Origin of the sequence: Microcoleus sp. S1D4 (assembly GCF_036700765.1) — a bacterium.
GTDB lineage: Bacteria > Cyanobacteriota > Cyanobacteriia > Cyanobacteriales > Microcoleaceae > Microcoleus.
This window is the reverse complement of sequence record NZ_JAUBPP010000001.1, coordinates 554,307-579,358: the sequence shown is the minus strand read 5'-3', so window position 1 is coordinate 579,358 and position 25,052 is coordinate 554,307. Positions and strand designations below refer to the sequence as shown.

General features: G+C 46.3%; 22 protein-coding genes. 14 read left to right on the top strand and 8 right to left on the bottom strand.

Annotation, left to right across the window (positions count from 1 at the left end; all coding sequences use genetic code 11):
* Positions 1–85: 85 nt before the first annotated feature.
* A complete protein-coding gene (locus QT998_RS02280) occupies positions 86–226 on the bottom strand; it encodes a hypothetical protein (protein ID WP_333087847.1) in 141 nt (46 codons plus the stop codon).
* A gap of 199 nt (positions 227–425) precedes the next feature.
* Here QT998_RS02280 and QT998_RS02275 point away from each other — a divergent pair, with 199 nt between their 5' ends.
* The 6 genes from QT998_RS02275 to QT998_RS02250 all read left to right on the top strand — a co-directional run bounded on the left by QT998_RS02275 (position 426) and on the right by QT998_RS02250 (position 6,331).
* Positions 426–836, top strand: coding sequence for a PEP-CTERM sorting domain-containing protein (locus QT998_RS02275; protein WP_333087845.1), 411 nt, complete (start codon positions 426–428; stop codon positions 834–836).
* A gap of 189 nt (positions 837–1,025) precedes the next feature.
* A complete protein-coding gene (grxC, locus tag QT998_RS02270; protein WP_333087844.1) occupies positions 1,026–1,286 on the top strand; it encodes a glutaredoxin 3 in 261 nt (86 codons plus the stop codon).
* A 59-nt stretch (positions 1,287–1,345) separates the two neighbouring features.
* A complete protein-coding gene (gene gshB, locus QT998_RS02265) occupies positions 1,346–2,332 on the top strand; it encodes a glutathione synthase (RefSeq protein WP_333087842.1) in 987 nt (328 codons plus the stop codon).
* Positions 2,333–2,509: 177 nt separating this feature from the next.
* Complete coding sequence (locus QT998_RS02260) at positions 2,510–3,649, top strand: Gfo/Idh/MocA family protein (RefSeq protein WP_333087840.1); 1,140 nt, start codon at positions 2,510–2,512, stop codon at positions 3,647–3,649.
* Positions 3,650–3,751: 102 nt separating this feature from the next.
* Positions 3,752–5,590: a CHAT domain-containing protein gene (locus QT998_RS02255; RefSeq protein WP_333087838.1), complete on the top strand. Its 1,839-nt coding sequence runs from the start codon at positions 3,752–3,754 to the stop codon at positions 5,588–5,590.
* A gap of 159 nt (positions 5,591–5,749) precedes the next feature.
* On the top strand, positions 5,750–6,331 hold the full coding sequence (locus tag QT998_RS02250) for a hypothetical protein (protein ID WP_333087836.1): 582 nt from the start codon (positions 5,750–5,752) through the stop codon (positions 6,329–6,331).
* Positions 6,332–7,514: 1,183 nt separating this feature from the next.
* On the opposite strand, the gene QT998_RS02235 is transcribed toward QT998_RS02250, so the two are convergent.
* Positions 7,515–9,203: a hypothetical protein gene (locus QT998_RS02235; RefSeq protein WP_333217905.1), complete on the bottom strand. Its 1,689-nt coding sequence runs from the start codon at positions 9,201–9,203 to the stop codon at positions 7,515–7,517.
* Between the two features lie 76 nt (positions 9,204–9,279).
* Here QT998_RS02235 and QT998_RS02230 point away from each other — a divergent pair, with 76 nt between their 5' ends.
* The gene (locus QT998_RS02230) at positions 9,280–9,588 is read left to right on the top strand and encodes a hypothetical protein (RefSeq protein WP_333113260.1); all 309 of its coding nucleotides are present in this window, start codon (positions 9,280–9,282) and stop codon (positions 9,586–9,588) included.
* Between the two features lie 80 nt (positions 9,589–9,668).
* Here QT998_RS02230 and QT998_RS02225 read toward each other — a convergent pair whose 3' ends face one another.
* The 3 genes from QT998_RS02225 to QT998_RS02215 all read right to left on the bottom strand — a co-directional run bounded on the left by QT998_RS02225 (position 9,669) and on the right by QT998_RS02215 (position 12,816).
* A complete protein-coding gene (locus QT998_RS02225; RefSeq protein ID WP_333087834.1) occupies positions 9,669–10,148 on the bottom strand; it encodes an NUDIX domain-containing protein in 480 nt (159 codons plus the stop codon).
* Positions 10,149–10,363: 215 nt separating this feature from the next.
* Positions 10,364–10,612 (bottom strand): hypothetical protein, encoded by a 249-nt coding sequence (locus tag QT998_RS02220; RefSeq protein ID WP_333087833.1) that lies wholly within the window; start codon positions 10,610–10,612, stop codon positions 10,364–10,366.
* 242 nt (positions 10,613–10,854) lie between these two features.
* Entirely contained in the window at positions 10,855–12,816 is a 1,962-nt protein-coding gene (locus QT998_RS02215) for a cation:proton antiporter (RefSeq protein WP_333113262.1), read from the bottom strand.
* 952 nt (positions 12,817–13,768) lie between these two features.
* Between QT998_RS02215 and QT998_RS02210 the strand changes: the two genes are divergently transcribed.
* The 4 genes from QT998_RS02210 to QT998_RS02195 all read left to right on the top strand — a co-directional run bounded on the left by QT998_RS02210 (position 13,769) and on the right by QT998_RS02195 (position 16,972).
* Positions 13,769–14,263 carry a DUF427 domain-containing protein gene (locus QT998_RS02210; protein WP_333087830.1) on the top strand — a complete coding sequence of 165 codons (495 nt, stop codon included), beginning with the start codon at positions 13,769–13,771 and terminating at the stop codon, positions 14,261–14,263.
* On the top strand, positions 14,260–14,412 hold the full coding sequence (locus QT998_RS02205) for a hypothetical protein (RefSeq protein WP_333217903.1): 153 nt from the start codon (positions 14,260–14,262) through the stop codon (positions 14,410–14,412). Before QT998_RS02210 ends, QT998_RS02205 begins: the two co-directional genes overlap by 4 nt.
* A 491-nt stretch (positions 14,413–14,903) precedes the next feature.
* On the top strand, positions 14,904–16,022 hold the full coding sequence (locus QT998_RS02200) for a GGDEF domain-containing protein (protein ID WP_333113267.1): 1,119 nt from the start codon (positions 14,904–14,906) through the stop codon (positions 16,020–16,022).
* Positions 16,023–16,051: 29 nt separating this feature from the next.
* Positions 16,052–16,972 carry a hypothetical protein gene (locus tag QT998_RS02195; protein WP_333113269.1) on the top strand — a complete coding sequence of 307 codons (921 nt, stop codon included), beginning with the start codon at positions 16,052–16,054 and terminating at the stop codon, positions 16,970–16,972.
* Between the two features lie 115 nt (positions 16,973–17,087).
* On the opposite strand, the gene QT998_RS02190 is transcribed toward QT998_RS02195, so the two are convergent.
* Positions 17,088–18,107, bottom strand: a complete 1,020-nt coding sequence (locus tag QT998_RS02190; protein WP_333113272.1) for a methyltransferase domain-containing protein — start codon at positions 18,105–18,107, stop codon at positions 17,088–17,090.
* Positions 18,108–18,726: 619 nt separating this feature from the next.
* Here QT998_RS02190 and trxB point away from each other — a divergent pair.
* Positions 18,727–20,097 carry a thioredoxin-disulfide reductase gene (gene trxB, locus QT998_RS02185; RefSeq protein ID WP_333113274.1) on the top strand — a complete coding sequence of 457 codons (1,371 nt, stop codon included), beginning with the start codon at positions 18,727–18,729 and terminating at the stop codon, positions 20,095–20,097.
* A 372-nt stretch (positions 20,098–20,469) separates the two neighbouring features.
* Here the strand turns inward: trxB and QT998_RS02180 are convergent, their stop codons facing one another.
* Complete coding sequence (locus QT998_RS02180) at positions 20,470–20,631, bottom strand: hypothetical protein (RefSeq protein WP_333087823.1); 162 nt, start codon at positions 20,629–20,631, stop codon at positions 20,470–20,472.
* Here QT998_RS02180 and QT998_RS02175 point away from each other — a divergent pair.
* Together QT998_RS02175 and QT998_RS02170 are read left to right on the top strand one after the other, a co-directional pair.
* Complete coding sequence (locus QT998_RS02175) at positions 20,623–21,507, top strand: ABC transporter permease (protein ID WP_333087822.1); 885 nt, start codon at positions 20,623–20,625, stop codon at positions 21,505–21,507. The genes QT998_RS02180 and QT998_RS02175 overlap by 9 nt on opposite strands.
* A gap of 970 nt (positions 21,508–22,477) precedes the next feature.
* A complete protein-coding gene (locus tag QT998_RS02170; protein ID WP_333087821.1) occupies positions 22,478–23,194 on the top strand; it encodes a potassium channel family protein in 717 nt (238 codons plus the stop codon).
* Here the strand turns inward: QT998_RS02170 and QT998_RS02165 are convergent.
* Positions 23,151–24,734 (bottom strand): cation:proton antiporter, encoded by a 1,584-nt coding sequence (locus QT998_RS02165; protein ID WP_333217901.1) that lies wholly within the window; start codon positions 24,732–24,734, stop codon positions 23,151–23,153. The genes QT998_RS02170 and QT998_RS02165 overlap by 44 nt on opposite strands.
* Between the last annotated feature and the right edge of the window lie 318 nt (positions 24,735–25,052).

Genomic DNA, 25,052 nt, shown 5'->3' with positions numbered 1-25,052 from the left:
AGTTCCTATCGCAGCATGAGACGATAAAAGAGTAGTCAGATTGTGCATTGCCAAGTACGATAAAGCAGAGCTAGTTTGCGAGGAATTAAATAATTAATTTCAGGAGGTGGCGGTACTCGTAACAACACTCTTTGTTAATGACTGTAACTGCTGGTGGTGGAGATGTTGCCAGAAGATGTTGCTCGATCGCTCCCTGCAAAGCACTAAGTAACGTAGTGCCAACCACGAAGTTCTCGACCTCAAGGTGTAAGAAAATAAGATTATTAAAGTGTTTGGGCGACCTCCCCAAGCGCTATACTATACTATACGGGCGCGAGAAAAGCATCCATCTATTGTAATAACTCTAAAATCCTTACCAACCCCGCAACGCTCATCTCTAGCACTATTTCTAATTTCCGATTTTACCACTTTTTAACTAAATAGTTATGTGTACGCCACTGGCAAAACTAGCAATCGGACTCTCTGCCACAATGGCAACAGGGTTCTTCTATTTGGCTGCCGCCCCTCCGGGTGCAGCACAGGTAGATGTGTGCGGGCCGGGAAACTTTTCAAGCGCCTGTAGCCCTGACAATTCCCCAAGCCCGGAAGCACCATCAAGCCCATCCATAGAATCTCTGCGCTCTGGGACACAAGCATCAGACCAGGTAGAGAAATCGCCAGACCCAGCGCCGGCACAATCGCCGAACTTCACAAAAATATACACCAACAACTCCACCCCGCAGAGAGCAGCAACATCTATCCCAGAACCGGGCACTGTGGTAGCACTCCTAGTGACAGGTGCAGGAATCATCGGTTCCGGCAGAAAACGAAACAAGCAGGTCGGTCAGTCGCGATAGACCGATCGTGCTGCTAATTGTCAAAATCTCTCCGTTTCAAGAAGGGCGGATATTTTGGTATTTTTAGACAAATTTAAAAAAAGTTGTATAAATAATAACATTACAAGTCGTTGGCTGCAACTATATAAAAATAAAAATAAGATTAGTTAAGATTACAATAAAAAAATATTGTTATTGTTTGAGCGCCCGATGACCCCTAAAGTAGAAATTTACACTTGGAGAACCTGCCCGTTTTGCATTCGGGCCAAAGCACTGCTGAAGCGAAAAGGGGTAGATTTTACAGAGTACGCCATCGATGGAGATGCAGCAGCACGGGATAAAATGAGCGATCGAGCCAACGGAGGCCGCACCCTGCCCCAAATCTTCATTAACGACCAACACATAGGCGGCTGCGACGAACTCCACGCACTCGATGCTCGCGGCCAACTTGACCCGCTGCTGGCAACATAAACATTAGTCCATCGCTTGCCAAATTTTCCTCAAACCAATTCATAAGTGCCAACTGAACAATGAAATTTGCATTCATCATCGATTCCCTCGCGCGACTCATTCCAGGACACGATACCAGCGTAGCGCTGATGGAAGCCGCTCAAGAGTTGGGTCACGAAGTTTGGGCGACTCAAGCCAACGAATTAAGCGTCATCGACGGCAAAACCTGGGCTACCCTCTACCGGGTAGCCCTAACCCCTGTAAAAATCGTAGAGGGACGCTGGGAAGCAGCTCAGGTGTGGTACGAAGTAGAACAGCCTACTTTCGGGCCTCTCGAAGCAATGGACGCAGTATTTATGCGGACAGACCCCCCTGTCAATATTCCTTACCTTTATGCTACTTACCTTCTAGACGGCATCGATCCCGCTAAAACTTTGGTAGTTAACAGCCCCAAAGGATTGCGCGCAGCCAATGAAAAAATGTATGCTTTGCAATTTGAGAACTCGATCCCCGAAACAATTGTTTCTCAAAACAAGCGGGTAATTAGGCAATTTGTTGAGAAAAAAGGAGCGGCAGTTCTTAAACCATTAGGTGGGAAAGCTGGCGAGGGGATTTTGTTATTGGAAGCGGGCGATCGCAATCTCAACTCCCTAGTCGAAATCAGCACTCAACAAGGGCAAATCCCAGTGATGATTCAGACATATCTGCCCGCAGCAAAAGACGGAGATAAACGAATCATCCTCTTAAACGGCAAGCCCATCGGCGCTGTCAACCGCATTCCCACAGGCAACGAATTTCGTGGCAACATGGCCGTCGGCGGCCGAGTCGCACAAACAGAAATTACCGATCGCGAACATCAAATTTGCGCTGACTTAGCACCGGTACTGCAACGGGACGGACTGTACTTTGTTGGCATTGATATCATTGGCGGTTATCTCACCGAAGTTAATGTCACCAGCCCTACAGGGATCAGAGAAATTGACTTGCTTGACGGCGTTAGTTTGGGCAAACAAGTAATTGAATGGGTGGAGAAGGAAGAAGGAAGAAGGAAGAAGGAAGAAGGATGAGGGAAAAAGGAAAGCACGACACAGATTAGGACACACATACACTGATTAATTATCGAGCGTCAGGCCGATGTTGAAGTCATTAGTTATTGGTTAGTTGCTACCAATTCCCAATTCCCAATTCTCAATTCCCAATTCCCCATTCCCAATTCCCAATTCCCCATTCCCAATTATTAAATTATGTCAAAAATTGGCGTTGCAATAGTCGGTACAGGTTTCGGTCAAAAAGTGCACCTTCCCGGATTCCAGGCACACCACCGGACAGAGGTTGTGGCTGTTTACCACCGGAATTTAGACAAAGCTCAGGCGATCGCCAGCACCCACAACATCCCCTATGCTTGCAACTCGATCGCAGATATAGCAGCCATCCCAGAAGTAGCGGGAGTCAGCATTTCCACCCCGCCATTTTTGCATTTTGAAATGGCAAAAACCGTCTTGCAAGCAGGCAAACATTTATTATTAGAAAAACCTACAGCCCTCACAGCTTATGAAGCTAGGGAACTTTACCGATTAACAAACAGCGAATCTCAAACTAATGTTAACAACAGTGGTTCGAGAGCAATTGCCACAATGGACTTTGAGTTTCGCTTCATCCCCGCATGGCGAATGCTAGCAGAATTATTAGCAGCAGGATATGTCGGAGAAAACCGTTTAATTAAGATTGATTGGTTGGTGTCTGGGCGCGCTGATGCTGCTCGCCCTTGGAATTGGTACGCGCAAAAAGAGCTAGGCGGCGGAGTTTTGGGGGCGACAGGTTCCCACGTTTTTGATTATCTTAGCTGGCTGTTCGGGCCCGTGCAGAGGCTTTCTGGGCAATTGATTACAGGAATTTCAGCGCGACCAGATCCGAAGGATTCGGGAAATTTAAAACCTGTTGATGCTGATGATTCTTGCACGTTGATGTTGGAATTGGCCGGGGGAACGCCTTGTCAAGTTTGTTTGAGTTCGGTTACTTATCAAGGGCGGGGACATTGGGTCGAAATTTACGGGAGTAAGGGTACTTTGGTATTGGGAAGCGACAATCAGCAGGATTATGTCCACGGATTTCGTTTGTGGGGTTCCCAAGCTGGAGAACCTTTAGCTGAAATTAAGATTCCTCAAAGATTGGAGTTTCCTCAAGTTTATCCAGACGGGAGAATTGCACCGTTTATTCGAGTAGTGGATAGGTGGGTAGAAGCAATAGATGCGGGGAAATCTTTGATACCGTCGCTCAAAGAAGGAGTTTACTCGCAGTTGTTGATGGATTTGACTCAGGAGTCAAATGCTACGGGAACGTGGGTGGATGTACCGAATTTAGATAAATTTTTGGGCAGTAAGTAAAATTAAAAACTCACAAAGTAATCTCTCCCACTCGATCGCGCCCCAAACCCGATAAACTACGATATAGATAAACTCGATCACCCTTATATCCAGAGTTGTAAGATGGCGCGCCCTGAAAGTCCTTGCCTCAGTATAGCGATCGCTCGCCTGAGAACCGCTGGGGCAAACCATTTTGCCACTTGGGTTCTACAAGCTCCCTATCCCAGCGGGTACGTTCACCACGACTGTATGTGGCCCCATACCCTATCCCAATCCTGGAAAGCTTGGCAGGAAATGTTTTCCCCCTCCGGGACAATGCACGAATTGCCCCTACATCCTGATGGCAGTTTCGTCTCGCCGGAAAACAACCAGAATATACTTGCAGAAACTGAAAAACGAACTCCTAAGTCGCTACAACTACCTCCACCGCTCCCCTCTGTGTCGCTTCAGCTCGGTCAAGGGGGGTGGGGCGACAGGGGCGAGCCGAACCTGCAGCAGCCACCTGCAAGCTACAGCAGCCGCCTGATGCAGCATTTGGGGATCGATCTTTGGCGGTGGCTGTTTGAAGGGCCGATTCAGGGCAGTCTGCAGGAAAGTAAAGGTATCGCGATCGGGCAAAATCTACCCCTGCGGGTTCGCATAGATTTGCGCGAACCCTATTTAATTGCTTTGCCTTGGGAAATTATGCAGCCTCAAGCCGGTCAACCGGCAATTTCTCTGTCGCAGCAATTGCTGTTCAGCCGCACTACCAGCAATGTCGAGCCTTTGCCGCCCCTGCGTCCTGCCGAGTCGCTGAACATTTTGCTAGTTTTGGGACAAGCAGAACCAGGCCGCGGTGCTAATTCTGAATTTTCTACGAGCAATAACCGTCATTTGCAGTTGGAAGCTGAAGCACTCGCCCTCGCTGGGGTTCTCGAAAGTGCTTTTCAAACCGACGACAGCGACAAATATTTCGATATTAGCGTTCCGACTCGCGTTGATACTTTGATCGAACCTACTCCGGCCGAACTAATTTCTCGGCTGGAAACGCAAGCTTATAACATTCTGTTCTACTCGGGCCACGGGATACCGGGGCCTGACGGCGGCTTGCTGTTTTTGGCGCCGGACACGACGATGAACGGTACTGAACTGGCTCAGGTTTTAGTTCGGTGTCGCGTGACTCTGGCAGTGTTTAATGCCTGTTGGGGAGCTCAGCCGGCGGTGGAGAGGCTGCACTCGAATAACGGCCAGCAACAGGCGATCGCCCGCAGCAGTTTGGCTGAGGTACTGATCCATCACGGGGTGCCGGCGGTGTTGGGGATGCGGGACTCGATCGCCGATCGCGAGGCCCTAAGTTTTATCCAAACTTTTGCTCGAGCTTTGGCCGGGCGGATGTCGGTCGATCGGGCCGTCGCCGTCGCCAGACAGCAGCTACTGACGCTTTACAAGTTCAATCAACCGGCTTGGACGCTTCCCGTGCTGTATATGCACCCAGAGTTTGACGGCGAACTGACTGAGCCGGTAGATGACCTGAAAACGGAATTGCCTCTAAATTCTTCTACTTGGCTGGGACGTTTGCCGTCTTGTGCTTACTTGCGGGGGCGCGATCGACCAAATGTCAAATCCACCGAATCAACCAATCAGGTTTGGCAGATTTGCGCCGGGATGGTTCGAGTCGGACGCTGGGAAGAAAACGACGTAGTGATTCGAGAACAGTGGGTTTCTCAGAAACACGCCGAGATTTTCTGCCGCAACAGCATCAGAGATAGCCGGGAAGAACCTAGCTACTTTTTGCGCGATTTTTCTCGTTACGGGACTTTAGTTTTGGGGGCCCAGGGATGGGTGAGAGTTCACCACCAAGAACTGCTGTTGCAATCGGGCACTCAGCTAAAATTTGGCAGTTCTCAAGGTCAGATTTTTGAGTTTACTATTGAGGTTCCAAAAAGTTCGGGCTACAGTGAGACTGATTGCGGAACCAATTAAGGTGCGGGTGTAGTTAATGAATGCGATCGAAACAGCAAACTTCTGAGCGTTAAGTCTCAAGTCTGAAGTTAAAAGAGTTACTCACCGCAGGCCGCTCGCAACTATCACTTAGTAGAATCCACTTTCTGTACTTTCCTTGAAGCACTTAGGTATTACATCATGGCTACCCAATCTCCCGATTCTCAATATTTTCGCGACTCTCTCTCTCAGGCCGAAATGGAACTGCTCGCCACAATTGTTCAGACTGATGTTGCCTATCCCTGGAATCCGGCACAGCTTGAATCAGAATCTTATTGGGCGGATTTAGAGCAGGAATTTTCACTGTCTGACTCTTTCAGCGACAGCGATATTGCCCTGAAGTCGGGAGTTTTATTCGCGCAATTAGAACAAGTTTGGCTTTCTAGCGCCCTGCAAAAGTCTTTGGGCGATAAATTTGCTGGCGTTCCTGAAGATTTTTTGACCCGCATCGCTCAAAGCGTCCAAAATGCAACTGTGAAGTATCAATCTTTAGCTGACCAAATGGTAGAGTGCGTGTTAAATATTTTACCTCAGTGGGCTGAGGAAGATTTGCAGGTGTTGGCGCGTCCTTTGGCTTATGCCATGCGAGAGGGTGATTCGTCCGGGGTGGAAGCGGCTGTGGAGACTAAAAGACCTTGGGCGCAATTGTCGGAAATAGAACAGGCGAGAGTTGGTTTGACTGTCGCCCGCTATGCAATTTCGCAATTAGAAATTTCTGATTAGTTTTTTCACGGTTGGGTTTTATGCTGCGATCGCCATAATTTTTCAAATTAATATAAAATTAATCTACCTTGAGTTAGATGTTAAATTTGTCTAGTTGTTAAAACACCTGGATTGCTATAGTTTGATATAGCAATCCTATTCAATTTTTAGACTTGATTAGAACTGATACACAGGCGGTCAGAAACCTGGTTTTTTTGACAAAAAATCTACGTTTTTAGCTAGAAATCGCGTAAAAACGGGTCTTCTGGATTGGCTGTGTAAACTGTATATAGCGGTTCTCACTTTTGTGAAAACCGCTATATCTCTGGCTGGGATTGTGAGGGCGACTGGGGTTTCGGAACGGTGGTTGCAATACTATGTGTTTATAAAAAATTAGGAACTGTAAAAAGACAAGTATAACTGAAGTCAAAAAAAAAGGGGGAAGCTAACAATTCAATGTGATTAAATGTTGTCATTTGTAGGTAATAAGGATAATAAGCAGTAGATTTGGCTGGCAATTGATATCAAATCCGGTAGCATCGGAATGATTCCGATATATATTCTCGGACTTTGTGTACTCTGTGTTCGAGCGCCGGTTAAATCATTCCGATGCAAGCGGAAACGAATATGATGCCTCAACATTCATAAATTGTAGGAGTATATATTGGTAAAAAAGATCGAGCAGGCGCTCAAGGATTATGGGATTCTTTGCCACCCGTTTATGGTCAATATGCCGTAAGTTATACAGACTTTGGGAATGCCTCGGTCACATTTTTTCCTCATAAAAAATACAATACAGTAGGAAAGGAGATTAATCTAACAAACTATATAGAAATATTTAATAATACGATGATACAAAGAATATCGCGATTGGCAAGAAAAACTATTTCATTCTCTAAAAAACTCTCCAATCATATTGGCAGCTCTTTGGCATTTTATTCATGAGTATAACGCCAATTTATCAATGAAAATCCTTAATTTTCCTTGCTATGCAGGACTACCTTTATGCGAATGGCAACGTTATGAAACTTTACAAAAATGGGACATCACGATTATCCCATTTTAACTGGTATTTTATTTTTCCGCGAGTACCTTAGCATCCCAAGTAAGGAAGAACCATTATTTTTAGTCGATTCTATTGCACCTCATAACATCGGGAAGTGCTGTAATTCCCAATTACCGATTCCCAATTAGTCACGAACAATTAATTTTCGGTAGGAGGAGAAGGCGACACTTCGGCGGGAGAAGGCGCAGCTTCCGGCGACGGAGCAGCTTCCGGCGAGGCTTCGGCGGGAGCAGGCGCAGGAGACGGTGAGGGAACAGCTTCCGGCGACGGCGAGGCTTCGGCGGGAGCAGGAGCAGGAGACGGCGACACTTCGGCGGGAGAAGGCGCAGGTTGAGGCGACGGAGCAGGTTGTGGCGACGGCGACACTTCGCCGGATGGTTTCGGTTGAGGCGAGGGCGACGGTTTGGTGGCGGGCGCAGGTGCCGGCGGCGACTGTTTGGCACCCGGCTGCGGTTTGTTTTGGCCGGCGGGTGGCTTCTCAAACTGGGGTTTGACTTCCGCAGGTGCTGGGGATGGCTGGCTTGTCGGACTCGGTTGTGTCGGCGCTAGGGCTGGCGGCTGCTGGCCTGTTGGTCGGGGACTGGCTGGGGCGGTGGATGGCGTTACAGGAATGCCGCGGCAAATTTTTTCGTCGTATTTAAACGCGACAGCTACCTGGTAAAGCTTGTGCGTGCTGGATGCTGGAAATGTCAGAGCTGGGTTGATAATCGCAGTTTTAGCCGTGTTGTCTAGAATACTGTAACCCGTGGGGACGATCGCCTGTGGCTCGGCTTTGAGCAAACCTTGAGGGCTGATAACTGCTCCAAAAACTGCGACTCCTTCGAGTTTTTGCGAGCAAGCAGCAGCAGGATAAGCCACATCCACAGGAGTAGGCCCGGTCATTTCCAAGTCGGGATAAGCTTTTTTGAATTTCTCAAACAAAGCAACATAGGTATTTGCAGCAGCAAGCTGTGTCTCTCTGTCGCGGGGCAAGTTTGAACCGGGAACTCCCTGCTGTTCTAGCTGTTGCTGTCCCTGGTCAAATTGTTGCCTCCTGAGTCTTTCTTCGGGAGTTTCTGCAATCAGATTCCTTTTATTCGGATCTTTTTGAGTCAATTTTGGCCCTCCCTCGATTCCCGAATTCCTGCCGGCAATTGGAAATTCGGGCGTGAAGACTGGAGCTCCGTCTGGAAATAGCGGCAGTCCACCTCTACTAGCTATGATTTTTTTGAGCGTTTCTGCCTCGTCTTCCGAGGGCCCGCCGGGAAGCTGGGGCGCTTCTGTCAGCGATGGTGGCGGTGGGATATTGCGATCGAAATTACCGGGCAAGGGTGGAAAAATTACACTGCCGGGAGGCAGTGGCGGCAGGATAGTGGGTGTTGTGGGGGATGGGATTTTGAGAGTTGGGGCTGGAGTTTTGGGAAGCGGCGGGGCTGTTGGGGCTGTTAAGGGGTCGAGAGAGGGAGGGAGAGGGGAAAAGAACCCTGGAGGGGGCATTCCCGGAGGCATGGCGGGCAAGTTAATGCTTGGAGGTGCGGGGGGTAAAGGCGGGGCTAACTTGGGCGTGAGGGGAACAGGAACAGGGGCGACGAGCGAAAACGGTGTATTGGAGGGCTTTGGTGGTATAGTTTGTGGCAAGCGCCCCGCTTGGGCCGGAGTTAATTGTACGAAGCCGACGGAACCGGGGATATTTTTGTTTGAGGAATTTCCACCATTCATTAAGTTTGAAATCGTCGGGGCACCTACTCCGAGGATTCCGTGAACGCCGACAGAGGCTAGGGCTGCCCACCAAAAAGGCTGGCGCACCGGTTCAGAAAGGGTGTTGGCTAGGGACGAAGAGTCTGTCATGACCATAGGGAATAAGTAATTGGTAACTGGTAATTTGGGAATTGATAATTTGGAATAGGAGGTTAATAGTTATTAGTTGATATTTTTTTATTTTTACCGATTTAAAAGCGGTTGTTCTGGAATTCAAAGGTATAATTTTAGCACGGTCGGCATTGAAATTGCCCGATCGACTTTGAGGACGATTCTGCTGTTTTTAGGCTGGAGGCTGAATGCTGTACCGGGTTTCTCAGTTATTGCTGAGAATCGTATTCGGGGCATCAGGCCATCTGGCGGATTCATAGAACTATTGCTGCTGGAGGTGATGGCACAGACTGCGCTGTTGTCATACCCCTGCTGTGGGCTGAACCAATTAAACACGATCGCTCGCACAGATTTATCGGCGTAACCGAATTGGAAACGCCATCACAAAAACTCACAACTCAAAATTCGGGGCTGTAGCTGGAATCTCAAAACTACTCCCTCGATTCACCAGCGATAGCGGTAATTTTTAAAAGGAGCTCCCTCAATGCTCAGCAAGTCGATCGGATAAATAGGAGCCCCGCTTGCCAGATACTGAAACATCTCCCGAACTTCCTCTCCCCGCAGCGACAACTGGTCTAATTCTTTGAGAGAATACCAACCAGCACACAAAGTATACTCGTCCGGCTTGCTCTTAGGCGGTGTTTTATCTTCAGGACGAGCCACAAAAATGACTCGGAGGCGCACGTTCCCCCTAGGCATCACCGTATGCTCTACCCTGAGAATTCCTTCCACGATCACAGAAATGCCCGCTTCTTGGACGGTATTGCGAACAGCAGCATCGAGCAACGTCTCCCCTTTTTCCACCCGCCCTGCTGGGAGATACCACTGTCGATCGTACTTGCGCTCTTGTACCAGTAGAAAACGGTCTTCTAAGTGAACGACAACTAGGGTAAAATACAATGTTGGAATCGGCTCGCGAGCCATAGAAGTAGATATTCCCCAAGCAAAAAGTTTAACCAGCGACAGGTGTTAGCCATCCAAAGAGTGCTTCTTCAAGCGTTTGTGAACTTGAAAAACATATCGTAGCATCCCCTGGCCACCAATCCAATAATCTCAAATCTCAAATCCTACCACCCCGCGCCACCAATCGCCAATCTCAAATCTAGAATCGATGAGCCACCAATCCTAAAATCTAAAATCTAAAACTTGTTCGATCGCGAAGTCGAAGAATCTAAAATCGATCGTGCCATTGTCAACTGTGATTTTGCCTGAATATTTTGCTGCTGCTTCGGACTAGCGGGAATTAGAAAAATCTCTAGTCGATCGAGGTTTTCCAACTGTAACAGTACCTCGCTTGCAAGCGAGATGGGTTGCCGACTTTTGGCGGGCGGTAGATAGTGCCCATTTTGTGGCATATCGATCGCGCGGGAACATCTGGTGTTTTGCATTTATAGTGCGAGTTCGCGACATCTCGCACTACAATCAAAAAAATGCTTTTTGCAAAACACCAGATGCTCCCGATCGCGCGGTTAAACAAATATTACAGCAATACGGCTGCCAACAGATATATATCATCGATGAAACTTCGCGTACAAGTCACAAACCATCTTTAAAAGCATCTGCGTTAATCAGTGTTTATCTGCCTCACATTTGCGGTTGTTCTATCGCTCGAAGTCTCAGGTTAATGCCCCTAACGCGAAACTGGCGGTGGTGGCAAAATTTCAGCCTCTTTTACTATTTCTGCTTCTTTCAAAACAGGCTCTAAAACCGGATCGGGAATCGGCACTTTCTCGACTACCTGATGCTTTTCTAAAGTTAAGCGAGACTGCGACCCACCAGATAATCTTTTTAGCAATTTCGGTGTTGGATCGTGCAGCAAATAAATAATTCGATCGCCCGCTTCCCAAATTTGGGCGGCAGACACTACTTGCAAGTATCCCTGTCTTTCCACTAGCAACGGCGCTAATTCCCCGCCTTGCACCAAAGCTTCCAAGTGAGCAATCTGAAACTTCAATCCCTCACTTCTTAACTCGGTTTCTCCCAATTTTACTTCGCTGTTGTTCAAATATTCATTCCAATCCTTCAGCGGCAAATCGGAGACAAAAGCTTGATTTATTTTATTCTGATTTGCGGGCGCATTTCCCTGCGGATCTTTGGGAAACATTGCTAAAACCCTCGGCGGTGCAAATTCCTCGGCTGCTCGTTGAGCTAACACTAAGTTTACTTCACCGTTGTTAGTCATTGCCAAAAAAGTTCCCATCGAATCAAGTCCAGCTTCTTCTAAAATGCTGTGATCCAGAGCACTGCTTAAAAACACTCGCAAACCTGCTTTTTCTGCTTGTTCGCAAGCTTCCGGGTCAGTGTCGATAATGGCGACAGATTCTCCGCGTTCTTGAAACAAGCGAGCAATTAATCTGCTCAAAGGATTTGATCCCACAATCATGGCACCGGTAGCTGATTTTAAGGTGATGTCCAAAATTTTAGCGATCGGGCCTGCAGTCAATCCCTGTAAAAAAACTGTGATAATTATTGTGAGGAAAACTAAGGCTTTAATTGAATCCCCGCCGGTGACTCCTCGCTGGGTGAGCAAAATTGCAAATAAAGAGGCGATTGAAGCGGAAATAATTCCCCTCGGCGCTACCCAACAAGCAAATAATTTTTGCCTCCAGTTTAGCCCGCTGTTGATGGTGCAAAGCCAAATGTTAATCGGTCTCACTATCCACATTAAAGCTAAAACTGTAAACACACTCCCCCAACCGAGGGCGACCACACTTTCGAGGGATAAATCAGCCGCCAGCAGCACGAAAAGTACGGATATAGAGAGGACTGTGAGCTGACCTTTAAACCTCCTCAGCAGCCTTTCTTCCGGCACTGAAGCGGCTCTGAGCACTATGCCCGATAGTACGGCCGCCATCAGTCCCGATTCACTGGTGATTTGTTCTGAAATCGCGAATAATCCCCACAAACCGGCTAAAACTACTAAATTTTTGAGGTCTTCTGACAGGAATTTCGCTCGTTTGAGAATGAGGCCTAGCAGCCAACCTCCGGTAACTCCGATAACTGTGCCAACACCAAGCCGCACCATTAAATCTCTGAACAAAATCAGCAAGTCGGTATTGCCGTTTAAAACCACGTTCAGTACCAATACTGCCAGAATCGCCCCAACGGGATCGACTAAAACACCTTCGCCTTCTAGCAAGGCGGCGACTTTTTTGTCAACGGATACTTGTTTGAGCAAAGGGCCGATGACTGTCGGGCCTGTGACGACTACTAGAGAAGCATACAGAAAGGCGATCGGCCAGGGAAATTCCCCCAGCCAGTGCGCGGCCATTCCGCCACCAATTAGCGTAATCAAAGTGCCGAAAGTAACTAAATTGCGGATGCTTCCAGAAACTTTGCCCAAGTCTCGCAATTCTAAATTCAAGCCGCCTTCAAACAGAATTAAGGCTACGCAAAGGGATACCATAACTTCCAAGCCGTTTCCCAACAGACTGGGATGCAGGATTCCCAAGCAATCCGGGCCTGCTAAAATGCCGAACAGCAGCAAAAATACGATCGCCGGAACTTTCAGATAAGCGGCCAGAACTTGAGCGCTGATGCCACAGGTGACGGTCATGACCATCAACAGGGTGATGTTAAAGGGGGTTTCCATAGATCTAATTATGACAGGCTGCCCTATCCGTTTTCAAAGTGCGATCGGGGGTTATGTGATTACAGGCGCTAGATTTTGCGCCCCTACAAACTCGGCACGACCCTAGATTTTTGCTAATAAGATTAAAAAACCTTAATATTGGCTATAACTTTATCAGATAATTCTCTTAGCGTCAAAGATGCCAGTAGCTCCTTCTGAAAGTAGATTCCCAAAGGCTGAAAGTTGAAGGCTTTTAGGCTCAATGGCTAAAATTAGGTTATAATTCGGCAAATATTTGATAATTCCTGAGAATTACTAATTCCCAATCTGTACCTCGCACAAATAAGATTGATTGGTATAGTAGTTCTAGCAAAAAATGAGGCATCCAGCCAGCTATTCCTCAATCCCTCAATCCCTCAATCCCTCAATTCCCCAATCTAAAACTTGTACGATCGCGACTTGTGAGCCAGCGTCTTGTCCTGAGCGTAGTCGAAGGGAGCCGAAGCAAGCCGAAGTATCTAAAATCCACTAACTTCTCACATTCTTAAAAAAGGGTATAGTTAGGAATTGGGTGCTCTGAAAAAATGGTTTAATCTCTGTTTTTTCAACGCTTGAAAGGTAGATATCAGTTAAATCGGACAATTGGGACAGCAGGCTTGAGTTGCAAAAACATTTGATTGATGGATAAACCGCAGATTTCAAGCCGATTAACACTAATGGACGCAGATATTTTTGTGTCGCAGCTCATCTAAAGTTTTGTCTTGGTCTGCGAAACCGCGAGCGAGTTTACTGAAATCTATATAATCACAAATTAGTGTTTTGAGGTAAAGCATTTGTCCGCAAATTTTGAGTAAAGCATCCTAAAATAGAGGTAAAAACTTGACTTTGCAGTCAAATTAAGGCACTATTTGGACTAGGACTAGCTTGATAACGCTCAGTCCCTAATTGTTTTTTTGCAGGGGAGATTGTGCAAGTGAACTTCGATCGCATAGAACCGGGCATTGGTCAAGAGTCTGTTTGGGATTACCCTCGTCCCCCTCGCCTTGAGGAATTGACCAAACACGTACAGATTGTTTTTAATGAAGTGACGATCGCCGACACGCGACATCCTCAGCGGGTGTTGGAGACAAGTCACCCTCCAGTCTACTATATCTCCCCCGAAGACATCCAAATGCAATATTTGCACAAAACTTCACGGGGCTCGTGGTGCGAGTGGAAGGGACAAGCAGGTTATTACACTTTGACGGTGGGAGAAAAGGAAGTAGTAAATGCTGCTTGGTTTTATCCCGAACCAAATCAGATTTTTGTAGCTATTAAAGATTATGTGGCTTTTTATCCTAGCAAGATGGATGCCTGTTATGTGGACGGAGAATTAGTGCAAGCTCAACCAGGAGATTTTTACGGCGGTTGGATTACTAAAGATATTGTCGGCCCGTTTAAGGGAGGAATGGGAACTTGGGGTTGGTGAGAGAATTAGTTTTGAGTTTGGGCATTGGGGATTGGGAATTGGGAATTGGGAATTGGGAATTGGGAATTGGGAATTGGGCTATCCTCACCACGCGATCGAACCGCTATAGTGGTGCTAACAACCTAGTTTTTGCCAAAAAAATCGGTTGAAAGCCTTCTCATTGTCAGGCGAAAGAAACAATTAATTGGGTGCATCTGGTGTTTTGCATTTGTAGTGCGAGCGTCCCCTCGCACTGTAAAAAAAATCCTTTTTGCAAAAATGAGATGCTCCCCGATTAATTTCCCTCGCAGGCCATCTTAAAAGCGATCGACTATCGGGTAACTGTCGTTTCGTCAACCCGAAGACTTGCTTGGGCTGCACTCTTCTAAAAATTCGCTGGCTGAAGTCGCCCTCAACAGTCAACTCTTGAAGAGTATGGGGGTTAATATTCTCCAGTGAAATTTCACAGTTAAATACGATCCATAATTTAACTGTTATACAATTACATGAATATCAATTAATGAATCAATAGACTCCTGAGATAAGCGACATTTTTTTATTTTAATTCACAATACAACCAGTTATAGTATATTAAGTTAATCTCGAAAAAATGTTGACAGTAGATTTGTTCCTGCTTTATAGTTGATTTTGGATATGCGCTGTGTTTGCTAAATTTATCACGCCACCCCTAGAACCCGAAAAACTACCTAAAAATTTATCTTTAGAGTCTACTCTTAAAGATCTAGCTGTATTTAATGTTCAGGTTCAACATTCATGTATTGCCAAAGATGTATCTCGGTTGTTTCAGTCTCACCCGCTGCTTCCGGGAGTTATCTTGACCGTAAATGGCGAATTTTTAGGAATGATATCTCGCCGGCGATTTATGGAACGCATGAGTCGCCCTTACGGAGTAGATATATTTGCTTGCCGACCGATTGTGGCTTTGTATCAAATAGCTAAAACCGATATTTTGATTTTACCAGGAGTCGCCCTAATTGTCATGGCAGCTCAGCGAGCAGTGCAGCGACAGCCGGAACAGCTTTACGAACCGATTGTCGTGCAGTTAGAGCCTCAAGTTTACCGACTGTTAGACGTGCATCAAGTGTTAGTAGCTTTATCTCAAATCCACCAACAAGCTACTTGGTATATTAGCGAACTTTATTATAATTTATCTGTCACGCAATCGGAGTTAGAAGCAGCAAATTCTCAATTAACAGCAGCTAATTTGGAATTGTATCGCCTTGCAAATTCAGATGGTTTAACTCAGGTTGCTAACCGACGATGTTTTAATGAATACTTAGAGGAAAAATGGCAAAATCTGGGAGAAGAAGCAGCAGAAATATCTTTAATTTTATGCGATATTGACTTTTTTAAGACATACAACGATACTTACGGACATCAGGCGGGAGATGCTTGTTTGCAACAGGTAGCCAAAACTATTGTTGAGGCGGTAAAATTCTCAGCGGGGGAAGTTTTGCGGGAGACGCTGGTGGCTCGTTACGGAGGTGAAGAATTTGCGGTAATTTTACCCCGAACTTCGTCTGAAATAGCTGTTTGGATTGCAGAGCAAATTCGAGTCAGGGTGAAAAAACTTGAAATTAAAAATATTAAATCGCCAAACTCTGGTTATGTTACACTGAGTTTGGGAGTATCGAGTACGGTACCTCAACTGGAAATTTCAAAAAAAGATTTGATTGAATCTGCAGATCGTTCGCTTTATGAAGCTAAAGGCCGAGGGCGCGATCGAGTAATGTTAGGTAATATCAAATTAGATAAGTAGAAGAGGTTGAGTTCAGGAACATTTGGCTTATGGAATTGCAGGAATGGCAAAACTTGAGCGACGAAAAAAAAAATCGCTACTCACAGGAATTAGCAGCACATCTGCCACAGTCAGTAATTTTTAAAGGTTTGCGATTTTACCCTGATGGTGGCAGCGAACTCTCTATTGCCATTTTCGAGTATGGAGGAGCTTTATTTTCTCTGATGCCAGGGGGTGAGGTTCAAATTGGATGCGAAGTCGGCAACTTTCGCCCGACAGACGAGCAAATTGAATCATTTCAAGATACTGCCGAGGTGTATGAGATCGATCGAGATATATACTCTTACGTCCAAAGCGTCACTACACCTCCTCGAAAGGTGACATTTTCGCCGATGCTTGTAGAAATTAAACCAACAAAAATCGGTCTTGAGGCAATTAGTTCGGAGTCACTTAAAATCCAGAATTTATTAAAAGAGTTTCCAGACAGGCAGAGGATGATATGTAACGATAGATACGGATTCGATCGTGCTGAGGATGGCTCGATTGAGGCTTGGCAAATTACGAGCAAAACGCATGAAGAACTCGCGACTGAATTGGCGACTGAAGGACTGCGCTTGCTAACTTTCGACGAATGGGAGTATGCTTGCGGTGCCGGAAGTACCACTCTATTTCGCTGGGGAGACTTAAATCCTAGCGATTGCTACCCAACTGACAAGGCAGCCGACTGGAAACTCCACTTGCAGCCCAACCTTTTCGGACTCCACATCGCTCAAAATCCTTACGATGGCGAGGTAATTAGCGACAAACATACAGTCCGAGGCGGAGACGGCGGATGCTCCATTTGCGGTGGACATGGCTCTTTTTTTGGTTGGTTGCCACTAGCAACTGCCTACTGGGAACCCGATGCACTTGAGTGGTTGGATGAAGACATTAGGGGAAACCTCATGCGCCGCATAATTCCATTACCCTAACGCTGATTCTGGCTTTTTCTTCCCTATTCTTCCTTCGTGTCCTTCGCGTCTTCGCGGTTCAATCATACTAATTCTTCCTGCCCAAAAGTAGATATTTGCAACCGATCGTCCCAGTTTACAAAGTCTCGCACCAAGCACGCTCAGCCGTCCAGTGCCTGTCCGAAGATTCATAAATCCTCACACCTTCCAATCCTGCAGTTTCCATCATTGTCTGTATTTCAGCCAGAGTAAAAGCCGCGTGCAGCGAATCGCTGAATAACTGTTTTTGATGCGAGTTGCAATCTCCCGCATACATCTCAACTAAATTATCCCTGATTGCTTCATCTTCAGGCCTGAACAAATCCCGCAAAAATATTGCTCCATTCGGTTTTAAGACTCGTCGAACTTCGCGCAAAAACGGCAGCGGATCGGGCAAATGGTGGATAATGCTGTTAGAAATCACCATGTCAAAATAACTGTCTGGATACGGCATTGCCTTAGCATCAATTAATTCGAGACTAATTTGCGATCGCACATTCGCCTCAGACACATTTTCCAGTCCTAATTTCAGCATATTTGCCGACATATCGATGCAAGTCAACTCCCAAGCAGGGCGCATTTGAGCAATGGCGATCGGGATTCTCGCCGTACCAGTCCCAGCATCTAAGATTTTCCCAGACATCGGCCCTAATTCGATCGCACTTTTAGCAAAAGCCGCATTCACCTCAGTAAAATCCATCGAGTCATACTCAACAGCTTCTTCCCAAGAATCCATAACCTCCGGCTCTAGAACGCGCTGCATAAAACCTGTCCTACTGTCTGACATTTCCACCAGATACGAACCGAGCTTCGCCTGCAAAATTTCGACCAACTGCGGTTCCATATACTCGTAATTATCGGCGATTTGCAGACAAATAACTTTTTTGCCTTTAAGACTTGCGGGAAACTTGCTAGCAAGTCGATCGCCATGCTTCTTCTCCATCACAAATATCAAATCCGCCCAACCCAGCAAACCCTCAGTCACTCTAATTCTGGCACCTTTTTCCGTTCCAGCCGATCGCACACTCAAGCCGCCAACATTCTCGCATATCTTCTCGGCAGTTAAACTTCTCCACTTATTCCGGCTGCAAACAAACAATATCTTGGTATTATCCACAAATTTAAAAAGCAAAATTCCATCTTATAACGGCTCGATCGCGTTGTGAGGTATGCCCTGTTTTGCCGATGCCCTATGCCCTATGCCCGATGCCCGATGCCCAATAAGCGACACCTAATCTTTCTGATAAATGCTGCATCTGCGGTGAAAAATCCTCATCCAAATTCCCCCCACCGCACCTTGCATATCACAAAAACTGTATCTTGTCAAATCCGCCTAAATTTTCGTTATAATTCTTAAACTATAAAATGCGTATTTTGCATAGCAAAGTTGTATGAATCGCATTAGTTGAGATCGTTTATTCTACGATTTTAAAAGGTTTCAGCGTCTAAGTACAAAAAATAGTTATAGCACCCCTTGAGTATCGGAATTGTATAATAGCTCAAACGGCGCAAATTCGTCAAGTAAATGAGAATGGAATCAATAGTCAAGGGGGCCTATTTTTGGGGTTTTTCGGAGATTGATTGAACATTTAAAACAAGATTAGTTGTTTGATTATTTTTGCTTATCCAACAGCCTTGAGTTGTGCCGATCGCCCTCATCGCCCTCAAAAATAGAAATACGCTCGCTCTCTGCTAGAATTGATAAAACGAAGTCGTTATGAGTTTGACTAAAAGCTATGACCGAACAAACCGTAGAAAACTTAGTGATTATCGGCTCAGGCCCCGCAGGCTACACCGCAGCCATCTACGCCGGGAGGGCCAACCTGAAACCCGTAGTGTTTGAAGGCTACCAAGCGGGAGGCGTCCCCGGCGGTCAACTGATGACCACCACAGAAGTCGAAAACTTCCCCGGCTTTCCCGAAGGCATCACCGGGCCGCAACTGATGGATCGGATGAAAGCTCAAGCAGTACGCTGGGGTGCTCAATTATACACCGAAGATGTAATTTCTGTTGATTTAACGAATCGTCCATTTACAGTGCGATCGGAAGACCGAGAAATCAAAACCCACACCATAGTAATCGCTACAGGCGCAACAGCAAAAAGGTTGGGTCTGCCTAGCGAACACGTATTTTGGAGTCACGGCATTTCTGCCTGTGCGATTTGTGACGGCGCTACCCCAATTTTTAAAGGAGTTGATTTAGCAGTCATCGGCGCGGGCGATACCGCAGCGGAAGAATCTATTTATTTGACAAAATACGGCTCTCACGTAAATATGCTGGTGCGGCGCGATCGAATGCGCGCCAGCAAAGCCATGCAAGACCGAGTGCTGAGCAATCCCAAAATCACCGTGCACTGGAACACCGAAGCTGTAGATGTTTTGGGAGTGCCGGGGAGCAAAATGGATGGGTTGAGAATTAGAAATGTCGAGACTGGCGCTGAAACAGATTTGCAGGTGAAGGGATTGTTTTACGCGATCGGTCACACTCCCAACACTCAACTGTTCCAAGGTCAGCTAGAACTCGACGAAATAGGTTACATCGCCACCAAACACGGCACGGTAGAAACCAGCGTCGAGGGAGTTTACGCCGTGGGCGACGTGCAAGACCACGAGTTTCGCCAAGCCATTACTGCAGCAGGTAGCGGCTGCATGGGGGCGATGCTAGCAGAGCGTTGGCTATCGGTCAATGCTTTAACCCAGGAATTCCATCAAACCGAGGAATCCGAGCAGCCAGCCTCTGCGCCGGAAGCTCCAAAAGTCCGCAAAACCGATGAGAATTTTGATATCGAAGACACGCGGCATGAAGGAGGTTATGCTTTGCGGAAGTTGTTCCACGATAGCGATCGACTAATTGTGGTTAAATACTCCGCTCCGACTTGCGGCCCTTGTCACAGTCTCAAGCCGATTTTGAGCAAAGTCGTAGATGAGTTCGAGGGCAAAATTCACTATGTAGAAATCGACATTGAAGAAGATCCAGAAATTGCTGAAAATGCTGGCGTGACTGGTACGCCGACGATTCAGTATTTCAAAGACAAAGAATTGGTAGTCGAACTCAAAGGAGTTAAGCCGAAAAGTCAGTACCGCGAGTTAATTGCCAGTAATTTGTAGGACTTATATCGTTTCCGATAGCATCGGAATTATATATTTTAATCATTGATAGTGCGAGCGTCCCCGCGATCGATCGAAGTTGATCGCTCTTCGGGGAAGCTCGCATTATATAATTCCAATGCTACGAGCTTTGATATTACTCGCGGGTTGCCAGAAACCGGGTTTTTCACGAAAATACCTGTTGTAGCTCGATAACCCACAAAAAAACCCGGTTTCTTGAGTCGCAGCGGGTAGTTAGTATTCGGCGACTAAGGGAGAGAATTTTTGACTATTGCGGGTTTTTTAGCCTAGGTGCTACTAAAATCGAAAAGTCTCATATTTGTCGATCACAATTATGGCAACCGCGCCCGACACTTAGAAAATTCTTAATTGCTAAAACCCTTTCATCCCTATTCCTGATGACGTTGTACGGAAGCTCAGAGGCGACAGCACTAATGACTGATGACTGATGACTAATGACTGATGACTAATGACTTCTTCCTTCTTCCTTCTTCCTTCTTCCCTCTTCCTTCTTCCTTCATAAATATGACTCAAAGCCGCCTCCGACTGCCGCGATTGCTCAATGTTGCCTCAAAGTCCAGCTTGTCAATGAAAATGATGTGGGCGGGTTTGACAATAACTGCCGTGTTTGTATTGGTAGCCACTTTGTCTCCGGCCATGCAAGCTTGGGGATGGCTGCAAAATCCTACCGATGCTTTGATTAATCCGATTCACGAACCGCCGTCCGCGAATTATTGGTTTGGTACCAGCCGCAGCGGCTACGATGTTTTTTCCCGCACGCTGTTTGCTTCTCGCGCTGCTTGGCAAGTGGTGATTTTAGCCACAAGTTTGAGCTTGTTTATCGGCGTACCGCTAGGTTTGCTTAGCGGTTATTTGGGCGGTAAGCTCGATCGAGCGCTGTTATTTTTAATGGATACAATTTATACTTTGCCGGGGCTGCTGCTGTCCTTGACACTGGCGTTTGTAGTAGGAAGAGGAGTATTCAACGCTGCGATCGCCCTGAGCATTTCCTACATCCCTCAATACTACCGCGTAGTCAGAAATCACACCGCCAGCATCAAAACCGAATTATTTGTCGAAGCCGCGCGAGCAATGGGTGCAGATACTCAGACAGTGCTTTCGCGCTACCTCTTCCTCAACGTCATTCAAAGCGTACCCGTGCTGTTTGCCCTTAACGCCGCCGACGCCATTTTAACATTAGGAGGCTTAGGATTTCTCGGTTTGGGACTTCCAGAACAAACCCCAGAATGGGGACACGACTTGCGTTTAGCCTTGGATGCTTTACCTACAGGCATTTGGTGGACAGCATTATTTCCCGGTTTGGCAATGACTTTAATGGTAATCGGACTATCTTTAGTAGGAGAAGGATTGAACGAATTTGTTAACCCTCGGCTGCGAAATCAACAATAATTTGTCTCGCGGTTAAATTAATTTCCCGTCAGGAATTTAATTTTTTCTTCTTCTCTTTTCTTCCTTCGCGCTCTTTGCGTCTTCGCGGTTCGTTAAATAAGTATTATTTAACGTTCTGGCGGATCATAATCAGGTGAATTACTCGCCAGTTAATTACTAATTATCCAATTACCAATCTAAAATCGCCATACACAATCTATATGAGCCACAGCTAAGGAATGAAAATTTAATAACTTAAGGAATTGCTCGTTACCAGGCTCTACCTCCTTCGCTCTCGCAACTTACAGCATAGATGACTGTAGGAGGTGCTTAAGTTATTAAGTTTTCGAGCCTTACCTCACTCAGTGGAAAATTGCTATATCGTCAAAGTGCTATCACTCATCCAAACTTTGGGAGTGGTGACGGAATAGTTTTTATATCAATTCCAGTTGCACTTCTTATTATTGTTGACTGTTGACTCGATTTTATTATTCCGATGCAACCGGAAACGATATTATCTACAAAAAACACCAATCAGTTGGAAAGGATACTGACAAAATCAACTATATATAATCATATAATACCATAATATTAACAATAAACTTATTACAAAAATCATAAATCAACTTGACAAACATCTGCGTTTACATACCGTCAATCTATCTATCAAAATATTATCAAATAAATCAAAAATTTTGCTCAAAAATAAAAATTATTTCATTATACCTCTTCCATTTCCAACCTCGCCTATCGTGAAAAATATCTGCGTTTATCTGTGTTTATCTATCTTACATCTGCGGTTTGTATATCGATCCCCTGACTTAAGCAAGAAGTCTCTACTTCCCAAAAACGATCGACTCTAACTTGAGCAAAGCGAAGCAGGTAGTCGTGTCTCAAGTGAAAGGGGTAAAATTTGCCCGCTGTGACTTGCACCATTCAGAAGCTTATAGTGCTAAATCTGTAGTGTTCATTTTTAAGGCGATAGTTACTTATGTATGTATTAATTGGTGGAGCAGGAATGATGGGGCTGGATTTAGCCCAGCAGTTATTAAAACTCGGTCACACAGTTGCGATCGTCGATACCGACCCCCTTGCGTGTCGCTTTGCCCGTGAAAAAATTGGGGTGATGGCATTTGAGGGCAGCGCAGTCAGCACAACGGTTCTCCTCGAAGCAGGAATCAAACAAGCAAACGCAGTCGTTTCAGCCCTCAGAGATGATGCCTTGAATTTAGCGTTGATCACCTTGTCCAGAAGCTATGGCATTTCCCATATTGTGGTGCGAATGCGCGATCGCGAATTTTTGGAAGCCTATCGCCTCGCTCAAGCCAGCCACATTATCAGCACCACTGATTTAGCAGTCGCAACAATGGCAAATGCGATCGAATACCCGGAAGTTGAGTCGATGATGCACTTTGAGCAAGGACAAGTGGAGGTGCTGAAACTGCCCGTTCCAGGCGATTGTTATGTGGCCGGTCGCACCGTTGCTCACATTGCTCAAGACCCCCGTTTTCCAACGGGTTCGCTGATCATTGGTTATCAATGCCATGCCTGCGCCAATTTGGAGATTCCAAACGGCAACACCGTTCTGGAAGCAGGTTCTACGATCCTGGTTGTTACCCGTCCTGAGCTAGTTCACCCCATGATTGATTATTTGGGCCTTCGCGCTAGTCATCTTCCAATTTTAGAAGTTTCTCATCCAAATCTTTGATGTAGGGATCAACCAGGTTTTCGGGAATGATGCGCTTCCGTAGCGCATCGCTAACGGCCCCCTTTTCCGCTAAAAGCAATCGCCGTCGAATAGTATCTAACCCAGCCCGATCGCCCTTTGTGTGACTTGCTCGATGTTGATTGTAGAATTCGCGCAGCACACGCTCGGACTGTGCCACCCGTGCCTGATAGGATGCCCATAGCTCTTCGTAGACTGCCTTGGGCAATACGCCTGATTTCAGCAAACTATCTAGCTCGTCTTGAGCGGCCTTGCAAGCAATCAACTGAATCTGTAACTGTCCAGCTTCCTGCATGATATCAGAAACACGGCTAATTTTCAGCCGTTTGACAAGCCAAGGTAAACTTAATCCCTGCCCAACCAGAGAGAACAGAACGGCACCGAAAACTAGCGCAATAATGTTATCCCGTCCTGGTACAGTCAGCGGAATACTTACAGCCAATGCCATTGAAAGAGAGCCTTTAATGTTTCCTAAAAACAAAATATGCTGCCAGCGTAGGGGAATCGGACGATCGAACCACCGCAGACCAGCTAACAACGGATAGACCGAAAGAATCCGTCCCAGTTGATAGGCTAGGATGACGAACATAATAGATGGCAAAATGCTCCACAAAGTGCCTGGGTTAATTTCGATGCCGATGAGCAGAAAAATAAAGGTGTTGACACTAAACCCCGCATATTCCCAGAAACTCAATAACGTGATTCGATCCGAGGCAGACGAACTGCGAGGAAGCCCAAGGTTGCCAAAAATGAGTCCGGCGATGACCACAGCCACCGCACCTGACACTCCCAAAAATTGCCCGATCTGGAAGGTTCCTAATGCTAGAGCGACGGTTAGTAAGAGACTACTCAACCGATCGTTTAAACGAACAAATATCGGTAGGCTCAAGTAGCCGAAGATGGCACCGACGAGTCCCCCACCCAAGGCGACTAGGAGCAGTTCCTTCAGGCCTTGCACTGCGGTGAGAGATCCTGTCGCATAAATGACCAAAACCAAATTGAATGAAATCAGAGCAGCCGCATCGTTGAACAGGGTTTCTCCTTCGACAATGGTGGATAATCGCGAAGGTACACGGATATCCTTAAAAACCGCAATCATCGAGACAGTATCAGTGTTTGCCAAAATGACTCCGATCAGCAATGCGGGAATCCAGTCTAGCCCCAGTCCAAATTTAACCAGAACAGCGATAATTGCCGAGGAAAAGATCGAGCCTGGGCCCGCTAGAATTGCGATCGCTTTAAAGGTGCTGCGGAGACGGCTGATATCCGTATTGATTGCCGCTTCAAAAATCAGAATGGGCAAAAAAAGATTCAACACTAAAGAAGGGTCTAAACCAATTCGACGCGACAAGAGTTCTGTAATTGGCAGACCTGCTAGCACTAAACCCGTAACATAGGGAATTCGCAGTCGCTGAGCGATCAGGGCAACCGCTGTTGCAATCATCAGCAGAATGATTAGGATAATGACTAATTCAGGAATGTTCCCTGCCGCTTGGCTATCTGTTGCAGGATTGTTGCCCAAGGGGGTCTGTTGCGCTATAATCCACTCCATCATTGATACTCCTCCAATAAACTCGCTTTCCTCACAGAAATTGAGAGCTTAGCTACTGTTTGAGTCTACAGGAGACAGTTCACTTTTTTATGTACCTGCAATGTATGTAGTGTATTTAGACGAATGCCGATGAAACTGAAACAACTTCTATCAGTTGGTTGGACGCTCTAGGCGATCGTCTCAGGGAAAACCCATCTTAGTAGTTCAAAAACCTGAAAAAGAAACAGAAAAGCAACGAATAAATTAAAAATTTAAGGGATATGCAGCATCAATAATCAGCAGGTACAA